This window comes from Leisingera sp. ANG-S5, assembly GCF_000813925.1.
Classification (GTDB): Bacteria; Pseudomonadota; Alphaproteobacteria; order Rhodobacterales; family Rhodobacteraceae; genus Leisingera.
Genome location: NZ_JWLH01000024.1, coordinates 1 through 12,319 on the forward strand (window position 1 = coordinate 1; position 12,319 = coordinate 12,319).

Here is a 12,319-nt window from a genome sequence, read left to right on the forward strand (position 1 = left end):
GGCCGCACCGTCGGCGCTGGCGTTGTTTCCAAAATCATCGAGTGATTTTGGAAACGGTGGCGGCAGGCGGTTTTCCATAGGAAAATCGCTGAGAGCCCGCACCGGTGAGATGATAGAAAGGGCCTCCCGAGGGAGGCCCTTTTTTGCTGCCGGAAAACCTGAAGCACCCGGAACAAAGCCGCAGGCCCAGGTCAGGCGCGATCTCTTCGCATTATTGATCAGACTAACGGAATGACAGCATGCAGGTTTGGCCCATTTCACGAAAGCAGGCGTTTGTTCTGAATGCAGCGAACGTGCACAAGGAGCCCTGAGCGGAAATGTCGCAATCTTGCTGCGCGCGCTCGCAGCACAAAAAATGCCGTAAGCGCTCAAGTGTCAGCGCCGCAGCGCAGCGAGTACACCGGACCTTCATGCAACTCGCAGCACTACTCAAACAGCTAATTTACAAGTCGCCTAGCCTGCAATGCGCATTGGCCCACGGCTTATGTGCCATGGACTGCTCTATGCAGACTGCTTTCAGGTTATGGCAAGTCGGTGGCAGTTTCTAACGGGGCGCCGGTCCGCAGCGGCCCAGACGCAAGGGGTGACAAACGCGAGAATGCCCCAAAAAAACGAAAGTGTTGCGCCGTCCATTCAACTTATGGATAAATGACCCCACTCGGAAAGTTTTACGGGGCGGACAAAGGCGGGCTATGTCTCTCGCTTGCTGCCTGTCTGCGGCCACCTCAAGTTTCAATGTTAACGAGTGAGGGAGTTACCGATTATGCCAGTTTCGCATTTGAACAGGGCCGTCGCGGCCGGGTTCCTGATATTAAGCATTGGAAGTGCGCCGGCGCTTGCCCAGGAAAGTAGCGCAAGCGGCAAGCCGAACATTCTTGTTATTTGGGGCGACGACATCGGCCAGTCCAACATCTCCGCCTATACGATGGGGCTGATGGGTTATCAAACCCCGAATATCGACCGGGTTGCCAAAGAGGGTATGATTTTCACCGACTATTACGGTGAGCAATCCTGCACGGCTGGCCGGTCATCCTTTATCATGGGCCAGTCGGTCTTCCGCACTGGCCTGTCCAAGGTCGGTCTGCCCGGCGCCGAAGAAGGCATGCAGGTCGAAGATCCGACCATTGCAGGCCTTCTCAAGGCCGAAGGCTATGCCACCGGGCAATTCGGCAAAAACCACCTGGGAGACCGGGATGAACACCTCCCGACGAACCACGGTTTCGACGTGTTCTTCGGCAATCTCTACCATCTGAATGCCGAGGAAGAGCCGGAGAATGAAGATTTCCCGCGGGACATGGTCCTGGCGGACGGCACAACGTTTCTCGAACGCTTCGGTCCGCGCGGTGTTCTGAACGTGACCGCAACCTACAGTGAAGGTGAAATCACCCAGAATATCGAGGATACCGGCGCGCTGACGCAGAAGCGGATGGAAGTCGTGGACGACGAGACATCGGATGCAGCGATCGCCTGGATGGAGGAGCAGACTGCCGCCGGGACTCCGTGGTTCCTGTGGTGGAGCGGAACGCGGATGCATTTCCGTACCCATGTCAGTGAAGAGAACCGCGCACTCGCCGATGAGCGGTACAATGGAGAACGGGCTGACGAATACACTGCCGGCATGATCGAACACGACATGGATATCGGCAAGTTCCTCGACAAGCTAGACGAGCTTGGCATCGCCGAAAATACCATCGTGTTCTATTCCACTGACAATGGCGTCCACATGAACACCTGGCCGGATGCCGGGATGACCCCGTTCTGGGGCGAGAAGAACACCCAGTGGGAAGGCGCCTGGCGGGTGCCCGCCATGGTCCGCTGGCCCGGCAACATCGCGCCGGGAACGATCTCGAATGAGATCGTGCATCACATGGACTGGCTGCCGACATTTCTGGCGGCTGCAGGCAACGAAACCATTAAGGAAGACTTGCTGGAAGGCGTCACAGTTCCAGAGATGGCAAGCCGCGAGTACCGCGTCCATCTCGACGGCTACAACCTTTTGCCAATGCTGAAGGGTGAGACGGACGAGAGCCCGCGCAAGGAAATCTTCTATTTTACCGACGACGGCGACCTTGCGGCGATCCGGCTCAACAATTGGAAGATCACCTTCCTGGAGCAAAAGGCCTGGGGAACCTTGCGGGCCTGGATGGAGCCGCTTACACCGCTGCGTGTGCCGCTGATCTTCAACCTGCGGCGTGATCCCTACGAGCGCGGCTACCGGACGTCGAACACCTACTACGACTGGCTGCTCGACCATGCCTTTATGCTGGTGCCGGCCCAGGCCTATGTCGCGCAGTTCCTGGCAACCTTCGAGGAATACCCGCCGCGGCAGGAGGCGGCTTCCTTCAGCCTCGACAAGGTGATGGAGAAGCTGTCGCAGCCGGGCGGCTCGCAGTAGGCTCATCCCGCTTCGCCCCGGGGGAAATTCCGCCGGGGCAAGTTTTTTTACCGGTTGTCCTGGCGCCTTTTACCCTGCACTTGCGGAGGTTTTCCCGATGCGTGCTCTGCTGACTTCAATACCATTAACTGTTTTACTTGCATCGCCATCATTCGCCGATCCCTTGCCGTCTTGGACTGACACGGCCACCAAGGCCGGGATCATCGCTTTTGTCGAACGCGTGACGGACCCGGGTTCACCTGACTACGTCACCCCGGCCGCGCGCATCGCGGTCTTTGACAATGACGGCACGCTCTGGGCAGAGCAGCCGGTTTATTTCCAGCTGCTTTTTGCCATCGACCGGCTGAAGGAAATGGCTGCCGCCGATCCTGCCGTGCTATCGTCTGACGTGCTGCGCGCTGCAGCCAAGGGGGACATGGAAACTGTGGCCGCCTCGGGCACCGAGGGGCTGCTGCAAATTGTCTCCGCCACCCACTCCGGCCTGACGGTGGACGAGTTTCAAGCCGCCGTGCGCAACTGGCTGGACACGGCCAGGCATTCCAGCACCGGTATGGCTTACGATGAAATGATCTATCAGCCCATGCTGGAGCTTCTGAGTTATCTGCGTGACGAGGGCTTCCACACCTATATCGCTTCGGGTGGAGGCCTGCACTTTATCCGGGTGTTTTCCGAGAACGCTTATAACATTCCGCCCGAGCAGGTAATCGGCTCCATCGGTAACGGCAGCTATTCCGCCCAGGACGGACCACCGCGGGTGATGAAGGACCCGGGTATCTTCTTCATAGACGACAAGGCTGGCAAGCCCGTCGCCATCGAGGCCCGTATCGGGCGCCGCCCGGTGATTGCAGTTGGAAATTCTGATGGTGACTTCCAGATGCTCGAGTGGACGACCGCGGGCGAAGACGCGCGGCTGGGCATTTTGCTGCACCACACTGACGGCGAACGCGAATACGCCTACGGCCGTGACAGCCACATCGGGCAGCTTGCTCGCGGGCTTGATGAAGCTGCCAGCCGCGGCTGGCTAGTAATCGACATGGCCGGTGATTGGGAGCGGGTCTGGCCTGGGGGTGAATGATGCCGCTGCGCAATCCGAGTGCTTAAAAGAAACAGGGAAGCGGAAGGCTCTCCGAGAATGCAGATTGCAGTTCTGATTTTTCTTTGGCTGTTCAGCCTGCCCGCAATGGCCCAGAGCCCGGACGGCTACCTGGGATCGGACCGCTGCACCGGCTGCCACAAGGACAGCGCCGCCGGTTGGGCGGGATCGCATCACGCCCTGGCCTGGACGCTGCCGTCGCAGAAGACCGTAGCGGGTGACTTTGGCGGCGCGGTCTTCCGCCATGACGGCATGACAGCCCGGTTCCGCAGAGGAGAGGACGGCGGCTACCATGTGGAAGTCATTGAGAAGAACGGATCGCAGGCAACATACAGGGTGCATTCGGTTGCAGGGGTTGACCCGCTGCAGCAATATCTTCTGGAGACTGAACCGGGGCGGCTGCAAAGCTTCGACGTGGCCTGGGACACCGAACAAGAGAAATGGTTCCACCTTTACCCGGCCCAGGACTTGCCGCCTTCAGACGGGCTGCATTGGACCGGCCCCTACAAGACCTGGAACGCGCGTTGCGCCGAGTGTCACGCCACTGGTTTCCGCAAGAATTACGACGCCCGCCGTTCGAGCTATGCGTCAACTCAGGCCGAGATGGGTGTCGGGTGCGAGGCCTGCCACGGGCCGGGGGCAGACCACGTGGCCTGGGCTGAAACATGGGAAACAGCGAAGAATCCACCGCCCTCAAACCATGGGTTTCCTGTGGACTTTGCCGATCCGCAGCAAGCGGTCGAGCAATGTGCCACGTGCCATTCCAGACGCGAAGCCAGCTTGGACGGCAACCCGGTGCCAGGCACGCGCTTTCATGACGCCTACGCGCTCGCTCTCCTGCGTCCGGGGCTTTATCACGCGGACGGGCAGATCCAGGACGAGGTCTATGTCTACGGCTCCTTTCTGCAATCCAAGATGTATGCGCGGGGCGTGACCTGCCTGAATTGCCACAACGCACACAGCCTGGGACTGAAGGCAAAAGGTAACGGCCTTTGCACCCAATGCCACAGCTCGGCGGGCAATCCGGATTTCCCAACACTCACAACAGCTGATTACGACAGCCGGGCACATCACTTCCACACAGAAGGCAGCACCGGAGCGAAGTGCCGCTCCTGCCACATGCCGGAACGCGTCTATATGGGCAACGACTGGCGCGCCGATCACTCCTTCCGGATTCCCCGGCCGGATCTTTCGGCGGTGACAGGAGCGCCGGATGCCTGCACCGGTTGCCACGGCGCGCAAGGCGCAGCCTGGGCCGCATCCCAGATTTCCGCTTGGTATCCGGAAAGTAGTAACCGCGGCTCGCACTACGGGGAGGTGCTGGTGCGGGGGCGTGCCAATGCAGCGGCGGCGGCCAGCGATTTAACTGAGCTCGCGCAAGACACCGGCCAGCCGGGGATTGTGCGGGCAACGGCGCTCTGGCTGCTTGAGCTGCCCAACGACCGGCAGTCTGCCGCCGAGCTGACAGATCTGCTGCAGGACCCGGATCCGCTTGTCCGCGCTGCCACAGCCTCTCTGCAGCGGCTTGCGCCGCTTCAGGAAAGGGGTAAGCCGCTGGCCGCCGCCTTTACCGATCCTGCCCGCAACGTGCGCATGGCAGCCGCCCGCGCGATGCTGGGCGGCACGGTGAACCACCTCCAGAGCGGAACCGCCAGAGAGCTCCAAGCCGCCATGGCGGAATGGCAGGATTCCATGGCAAGCCGGCTCGATTTCCCGGAGACCCATCTCCAGCTTGGCGGTGTGGCGCTAACCATGCGCAATATGGGCATGGCCGCATCAGCGTTCCGCGAAGTGGTGCGGCTGGACCCGCAGCGGCTGGATGCATGGATGATGCTGGTCAGGATTACAGCAGCCACCCGGGGTCGCGATGCTTCCGCCGTGGTTGTGGCAGAGGCCCTGTCGGCCAATCCGGAGCATCCCGCACTTCTGGCCGCTCAGGCAGAGCTGCAAGGAAAACCTGCGCCGCAAGGAGGCAGTGAATGATTGCCTGGTTCAGAAAACCCGTGCCTCAGAGCGGGCCGCTCCGCTGCCCCGGTACCTGCAGTTTCTGCCTGCGGCAATATTTGACACATCTGCCGGAAAGGAACCGCCTATGAAAAACACCTTGGCCGCAATTGCATCCTGGGTTGCCGGTATCCTCGCTTACGGACCTGCGACAGCTCAGAGCGGAAACTGGAACTACGAGGCGACGATCTACCTTTTCGCGCCCGAGTCCAAAACAGCAATCACCACTCCTGCCGGGCGGATCGAGGGCACACTCAGCTTCGGCGACGCTATTGAGAACCTTGATTTTGCCTTTATGGGGGCATTCGCCGCCAGTAACGGGAAATGGAGCTTTCTAACCGACTACATGTATACGGACATGTCCTTCGGCAACGACGCACCCGGGACTTCGTACTCGGGGCTTAACACATCGATGACGACCCAGATCCTGAACGGGTATGCCGGATACCGGGTGCATGACAGCGGCAGAGCCGCAGTCGATCTGATGGCTGGTTTTCGTTGGTTCGACACGGACACGACCCTGACCTTGCAGCCTGGCACCGCACCCCAGAGAAGCGCCGCCGCCAATGCCAGTTGGGTCGATCCCGTGATCGGGTTCCGGATCCGGGCGGCGTTTTCGGACCGCTGGCAAGGGACCGCCTTTTTCGACTATGGCGGCTTCAGCAGCGGAAATGAAACTTGGCAGGTTCTGTTGACTGCCGGTTACGCGCTTAATGAAAAATGGCTGCTGCGCGGCGGATATCGCTACATTTCCATGGAGAATGAAGTGAACGGAAACCCTTTTGAATTCAGCCAGTCCGGCGCGATCTTCGGAGCGACATACCGGTTCTGATCCGCTTGAAGCAGCGAAACAAGCCCACAGCCGATGCTGACGTCTTTGGCCTGGCCGGCCATATTCGGGTTACTCCTCTCTGTTCCAGATATTAACTGCGGAAAACTCAAACCTGCACCGGGGGCGATTTCGTGGATCACATCATTCAACTCCCTGACCGCATTGGGCTGTCCGCGGCCTCTGATCCCAAGCAAGCGAAGGGCGGTTAAGTCTGGCGTCTCGTTTTTCCGACCTGACTGCGGCGAAAAGGCGGTTTGAGCTCCGCCGATTTCCGCGGACGAGAATGACCGCAAATGGGAAGTTCGCTGCACTACCGAAAGTTTCGCGCCGCGGGAGCGAGGTTTTTTTGCGTCAGCAATAGCTGCAAGAGCAAAAGGCGGCACTGTCCCGGCCGTTGCCGCCGATGAGTGCATTGCTCAGTTTCCGCTCTGTCCGCGTAACCTGCCTTTAACCTCCCTAACAAACCCCAAACGCACCGTGCGCCGCAAACGCAACTGTTTCGCGGCGAAACCCCTTGCCTCATGGGGCCATAGGGCGTATAGGGCGCGAGTTCGCCGCGTGCGAATAGGGGCGGGATGATTCCCGCCTTTTGGGTTCGATGAGGGGTTGCGGTGGTCGCAGGCCCTCCTCTCAACCCCAACGCCTGAATAAAAGGCTGTACGATGCAAAGCCAAAACATCCGTATCCGGCTGAAGGCATTTGACTATCGCGTGCTGGATGCGTCCACGCAAGAGATCGTCAACACTGCCAAGCGGACCGGCGCGCAAGTGCGCGGCCCGATCCCGATGCCGAACAAGATCGAGAAATTCACTGTTCTGCGTGGCCCCCACGTGGACAAGAAATCCCGCGACCAGTTCGAGATCCGCACCCACAAGCGCCTTCTCGATATTGTCGACCCGACCCCGCAGACCGTGGACGCGCTGATGAAGCTCGACCTGGCTGCCGGCGTTGACGTCGAAATCAAGCTGCAGTCGTAAGTTCGGAGGGTATAGATTATGCGTTCCGGAATTATCGCTAAGAAAGTGGGCATGACCCGCCTGTTCATGGAAGACGGCAAGCAGATCCCTGTGACCGTTCTGTCCCTGGACGGCCTGCAGGTCGTTGCTCAGCGCACCGAGGAAAAAGACGGCTACACCGCCGTTCAGCTGGGTGCTGGCTCCGCCAAGGCAAAACGCACCTCGCAAGCCATGCGCGGCGTGTTTGCAGCTGCCAAGGTTGAACCCAAGCGCAAGCTGGTCGAATTCCGCGTTCCCGCGGACGGCCTGATCGAAGTCGGCGCCGAGATCTCGGCCGAACACTTCCTGGCTGGCCAGAAAGTGGACGTCACCGGCACCTCGATCGGTAAAGGTTTCGCCGGTGCCATGAAGCGGCACAACTTCGGCGGCCTGCGCGCCTCGCACGGTGTGTCGATCTCGCACCGTTCGCACGGTTCGACCGGTCAGTGTCAGGACCCGGGCAAGGTTTTCAAAGGCAAGAAAATGGCCGGCCACATGGGCGCAGCCCGCGTGACCACCCAGAACCTGGAAGTGGTGAAAACCGACGCCGAGCGCGGCCTGGTCTTCATCAAGGGCGCCGTACCGGGCCCGAAATCCGGCTGGGTTACCGTCAAGGACGCCGTGAAGAAGAAAGCCCCCGAGGGTCTGCCTTTCCCGGCCGCTCTGAAAACTGCGGAAGTTGCCGCGGAAGGTGGTGAAGCATGAAACTTGACGTGATCAAACTGGACGGCGGCAAAGCGGGCGACATCGAACTGTCCGAAGACCTGTTCGGCCTGGAGCCGCGTGCGGACATCCTGCACCGCGTGGTCCGCTGGCAGCGCAACAACGCGCAGGCCGGCACCCACAAGGTGAAGACCCGCTCCGAGACCTCCTACTCGACCAAGAAGATCTACCGCCAGAAGGGCACCGGCGGCGCACGCCACGGTGACCGCAACGCGCCGATCTTCCGCAAGGGTGGTATCTACAAGGGTCCGACCCCGCGTTCGCACGGCCACGAGCTGACCAAGAAGTTCCGCAAGCTGGGCCTGCGCCACGCGCTGTCCGCCAAAGCCAAAGCGGGCGAGCTGGTCATCATCGAGGACGCTGCTTCCGAAGGCAAGACCGCAGCTCTGGCCAAGCAGGTGAAGAACCTGGGCTGGAAGCGCGCGCTGATCATCGACGGCGCAGCGGTCAACGAAGGCTTCCTGCAAGCGTCGCGCAACATCGAAGGTCTGGACATCCTGCCGACCATCGGTGCCAACGTCTATGACATCCTGAAGCGTGACACCCTGGTGATCACCAAGGCGGGTGTCGAAGCACTGGAGGCTCGTCTGAAATGAGCGTGAAGGCAGAACACTACGACGTGATCCGCAAGCCGATCATCACCGAGAAATCCACCATGGCGTCCGAAAACGGCGCAGTGGTCTTTGAGGTGGCAATCGACTCCAACAAGCCGATGATCAAGGAAGCCGTCGAGGCTCTCTTTGGCGTCAAGGTGAAAGCGGTCAACACCACCGTCACCAAGGGTAAGGTCAAGCGTTTCCGCGGCCAGCTGGGCAAGCGTAAAGACGTGAAAAAAGCCTATGTGACCCTGGAAGAAGGCAACACCATCGACGTGTCCACCGGACTCTGAGATTTGCCTCTCTGACAAATTGGAAGGCCCTCGCTGCCAAGCGGGGGCCTTTTTCATTGGGGCCATCCTTGATGGGGGAGAGGGCGGCTGCTGCGAATGCGGGCATGGCGGGGTCCTTTCCAAAGGTCTCCGGTCCTGTATAGCCGCTGGCGGTTAAGATCCGGGAAGTGCGGCGTACGGTGGTGGCGCAACGGGTGGTTTGGGCGGATCCAAATAACCGGCGAGCCAAGTGCCAATGGCGGAAAATGGTCGGCTGGACCCCGGCGCGGAAACAAGGCCGTAGGCCCCCGCGCCAGCGTCAGCCTCCGGCATGAGATGGTATTTGTTTAACAGAGTTTGCGTTTGGTGTTACTGTAACTTCTTCAGGTTGAAGCTGTTGGAAACTTCATTGCCGCGATTTTTCCCTCCTCTTTGTGAATCGCTTGGCGTGGAGGGCAAAGTTTCAGTAGGGAGGCCGAACAATTCTTTTGGTGGAGTGAACTTCAGGTGCTTTCCCTCTTGCGACCTGGCGTATCCAATGCCAGTCAAGATTTGACCGAGACGTTTGGGCATTTGTTTGCCATCTTTTGAAGCCACTTTGATCTGTGAGGCTAGCTGATCGGCTTTTCCGCTGAATGAGGTAGCCGTGAGGAACTTTTTTGCGAATTCGAAAGTTCGTGGATCAATAGCTGTTTGCGAAGTTTTCAAAGACTCGCCGATAAAAAGCCTAAGCCTGTCGGAAAACTCGCCATTGTAAAGCTCTGGACCAATTCTCTGCGCCAGTCCTGGCGGGATAAGTTCCAAGTATCCTTGAACAGGCGCGGACTTGTTTGCGATCTCTGTTTCCAAGCGCTCTTTTAGCTTCTCAATTTGTTCATCTTTCGCAGCAATTTCCTCTTGGACAAGTTGTTCATACTCCTCCAAGACCTTAGAGCTGCCTTCAAGTGCTTTCAGTCTAAGAAACTTAGCTTGGGCCTCTTGTAATTCATGCCATTCCCAACCAGATTTTGCGGCAAGCTCCGACATGAATCGATTTGCGGCTTCAGAGCATTCTTTAGCTTTATGGTAGCCTGAGCCAGACGAAACAATTCGTCTAAGTTCCTGTCCACCTGGCGCAATGACACCAATCGCGCCCCCGAAAGGGTTTCGGCTGCCAGTTCGCTCCATTAGCTCAAACGAGAAGATTCGAGATGGCTCAACGACCACATGGCACGCGCCAAGAAGCGAGTCCGCAAGCTTAGCCGTGTCAACCGGAAGGCGGTTATCGTTCTTTCGGGAAACATATACGCATGGGAGAAATGTGCTAGCCGTTCCCAAGATTACTGCAGCCGCAAGTTCCACATCATTGTTGTCGAGTTCATGAGGCGATCCACCAATTTCAAACAGGCCGTCGATGGCACCCCAGCCATCTCGAATAGATTGCTTTACAAAGTAAGGGTTTTTGGGTGTTTCTAGGACTGCGTTTGCCGACCGTGCAACACATTGAACTTTGGTACGCAAAAAAGCCTTGCTTCCAAAATCGGAGTAAGTGCACTCAGTTCTCCAAACTCGTTTTTGCTCGTCTGGAAGTTCGAAGCGGACACCGAAGATATGTGTTTTTTGCGCTTCGTATGACTTTATAGATAGTACTTCGCCCTCCGCGGTTTCTAGGCGAACTTCGTCTTCATAAAGCTCTTGAGCGTCAGCCTCATTCAAAACTTTGCTTCTTTGAATGCCACGCAGCCACGCAATGACTGCAGCGACAAACTTTGCTTTTGGGAGGCCAGGGGTGGCCGGAAATTCTGTGGCGAAGATGCTCATTTAGTCTCCTGAATGCGTGGGCGAGAAGTGCAAGTTGGTGTTTACCATTGGTTGTTTTGGTTTCCAAACACCGAAATGCCCAAGGGCCCCGGATCGCTCCGGGGCCTTCTGCATTCATCAAGACAGCTTCCGCCTCAAGCCAGGCCGCTCACCCCTCCCGCAGATCCTCCGGCAGCATTGCTTCGGGGATGTTCTGATAACACACCGGGCGCAGGAAGCGGCGGATGGACAATGTGCCCACCGAGGTCGCGCCGAAGTTGGTGGAGGCCGGGTAGGGGCCGCCGTGGACCATGGTGTCGCTGACCTCAACCCCGGTGGGGAAGCCGTTGGCCAGCACCCGGCCCGCCTTGCGCTCCAGCACCGGCAGCAGGGTCTGGCCCTGGGTGGTGTCGGCATCATCCAGGTGCAGGGTGCAGGTCAGCTGGCCCTGCAATGCGCGGGCGATCTCCAGCATCTCAGCGTCGCTCTCAGCGGTGATCACCAGACCCAGCGGGCCAAAGACCTCCTCGGCCAGGATCTCGTTATCGAGCCAGGTGCGGGCCTCAGTCACATAGAGATAGGGCGCGGCGGTGCGGGTGTCGCAGCTGGTGGTCAGCAGCTCGCGCACGCCCGCGGTGGCGGCGACGCGGCGCTGGCCGTCCTGGTAGGCGCTGGCGATGCCCTCGGTCAGCATGGTCTGGGGGGCGACCGCTGACAGGGCGGCGGTGGCGGTGTCGATGAAACGGTCGGCTTCGGCGCCTGAGCGCAGCACGGCGATGCCGGGGTTGGTGCAGAACTGGCCCGCGCCCATGGTCAGCGAGGCGGCCCAGCCGGTGGCGATCTCCGCGCCGCGGCTGGCGAGGGCGGCGGCGAGGATGAACATCGGGTTCACGGACCCCAGCTCGCCGAAGAAGGGGATCGGCTCGGGCCGTGCGGCGCAGAGGTCGAACAGGGCGCGGCCGCCCGCCAGCGAGCCGGTGAAACCCACGGCCTTGATCAGCGGGTGCTGCACCAGCGCCGCGCCGACCGCGCGGTTGCCGCCCTGGATCAGGCTGAAGACGCCGGGGTGGAGGTTGCATTTGGTGATCGCGGCGAGCACGGCTTCGGCGACGATCTCGCCGGTGCCGGGGTGGGCGCTGTGGCCCTTGACCACCACCGGGCAGCCGGCGGCCAGCGCTGCGGCGGTGTCACCGCCGGCGGTGGAGAAGGCGAGCGGGAAGTTGGAGGCGCCGAAGACCGCGACCGGCCCCAGCGGGCGCTGCATCATGCGCATATCGGGCCGGGGCAGGGGCGCACGGTCCGGCAGGGCGGCGTCATAGCGGCGGTCGAGGTAGTCACCTTTCAGGATATGCTCGGCGAAAGTGCGCAGCTGGCCCGTGGTACGGCCGCGTTCGCCCTGCAGGCGGGCCTCCGGCAGGCCGGTTTCCTGGGTGCCGATGGCGGTGATGTCTTCCGCGCGGGCCTCAATCTCATCCGCGATGGCGTGGAGGAAGGCAGCGCGCTCTGCCCGGCTGGTGCTGCCGTAGCTGGCAAAGGCGCCCTCTGCCGCCTCTACCGCGGCATTCACGTCGCTGACGCGGCCAACGGAGAACTCGTGGCTGGGGCCGGTGGCGGGGGCGGAGGGGAAGCG

The 12,319-nt window shown here is 60.1% G+C and carries 11 protein-coding genes; 8 read left to right on the forward strand and 3 right to left on the reverse strand.

Annotated features, from left to right (window positions below; translation table 11 throughout):
• Window positions 1-372 (reverse strand): hypothetical protein (locus RA25_RS23155; protein WP_206539713.1); only part of this gene is annotated, 372 nt, incomplete at its 3' end.
• A 391-nt stretch (window positions 373-763) separates the two neighbouring features.
• Here RA25_RS23155 and RA25_RS20560 point away from each other — a divergent pair.
• The 8 genes from RA25_RS20560 to RA25_RS20595 all read left to right on the forward strand — a co-directional run bounded on the left by RA25_RS20560 (window position 764) and on the right by RA25_RS20595 (window position 8,931).
• Complete coding sequence (locus RA25_RS20560; RefSeq protein WP_039174774.1) at window positions 764-2,395, forward strand: arylsulfatase; 1,632 nt, start codon at window positions 764-766, stop codon at window positions 2,393-2,395.
• Between the two features lie 97 nt (window positions 2,396-2,492).
• Complete coding sequence (locus tag RA25_RS20565) at window positions 2,493-3,470, forward strand: HAD family hydrolase (RefSeq protein ID WP_039174775.1); 978 nt, start codon at window positions 2,493-2,495, stop codon at window positions 3,468-3,470.
• Between the two features lie 57 nt (window positions 3,471-3,527).
• Complete coding sequence (locus RA25_RS20570; protein ID WP_039174776.1) at window positions 3,528-5,471, forward strand: multiheme c-type cytochrome; 1,944 nt, start codon at window positions 3,528-3,530, stop codon at window positions 5,469-5,471.
• 109 nt (window positions 5,472-5,580) lie between these two features.
• Window positions 5,581-6,324 carry a hypothetical protein gene (locus tag RA25_RS20575; RefSeq protein ID WP_039174779.1) on the forward strand — a complete coding sequence of 248 codons (744 nt, stop codon included), beginning with the start codon at window positions 5,581-5,583 and terminating at the stop codon, window positions 6,322-6,324.
• Between the two features lie 662 nt (window positions 6,325-6,986).
• On the forward strand, window positions 6,987-7,301 hold the full coding sequence (gene rpsJ, locus RA25_RS20580; RefSeq protein WP_019298501.1) for a 30S ribosomal protein S10: 315 nt from the start codon (window positions 6,987-6,989) through the stop codon (window positions 7,299-7,301).
• A gap of 18 nt (window positions 7,302-7,319) precedes the next feature.
• Window positions 7,320-8,024 carry a 50S ribosomal protein L3 gene (gene rplC, locus RA25_RS20585; protein WP_019298500.1) on the forward strand — a complete coding sequence of 235 codons (705 nt, stop codon included), beginning with the start codon at window positions 7,320-7,322 and terminating at the stop codon, window positions 8,022-8,024.
• Window positions 8,021-8,638 (forward strand): 50S ribosomal protein L4, encoded by a 618-nt coding sequence (rplD, locus tag RA25_RS20590; RefSeq protein WP_019298499.1) that lies wholly within the window; start codon window positions 8,021-8,023, stop codon window positions 8,636-8,638. Before rplC ends, rplD begins: the two co-directional genes overlap by 4 nt.
• Window positions 8,635-8,931, forward strand: a complete 297-nt coding sequence (locus RA25_RS20595) for a 50S ribosomal protein L23 (RefSeq protein WP_019298498.1) — start codon at window positions 8,635-8,637, stop codon at window positions 8,929-8,931. Before rplD ends, RA25_RS20595 begins: the two co-directional genes overlap by 4 nt.
• 348 nt (window positions 8,932-9,279) lie before the next feature.
• Here RA25_RS20595 and RA25_RS22850 read toward each other — a convergent pair whose 3' ends face one another.
• Window positions 9,280-10,710, reverse strand: coding sequence for a hypothetical protein (locus tag RA25_RS22850; protein ID WP_152612258.1), 1,431 nt, complete (start codon window positions 10,708-10,710; stop codon window positions 9,280-9,282).
• Between the two features lie 148 nt (window positions 10,711-10,858).
• Window positions 10,859-12,319, reverse strand: a 1,461-nt coding sequence (locus RA25_RS20605; protein ID WP_039174778.1) for an aldehyde dehydrogenase (NADP(+)), incomplete at its 5' end; no start/stop codon positions are given.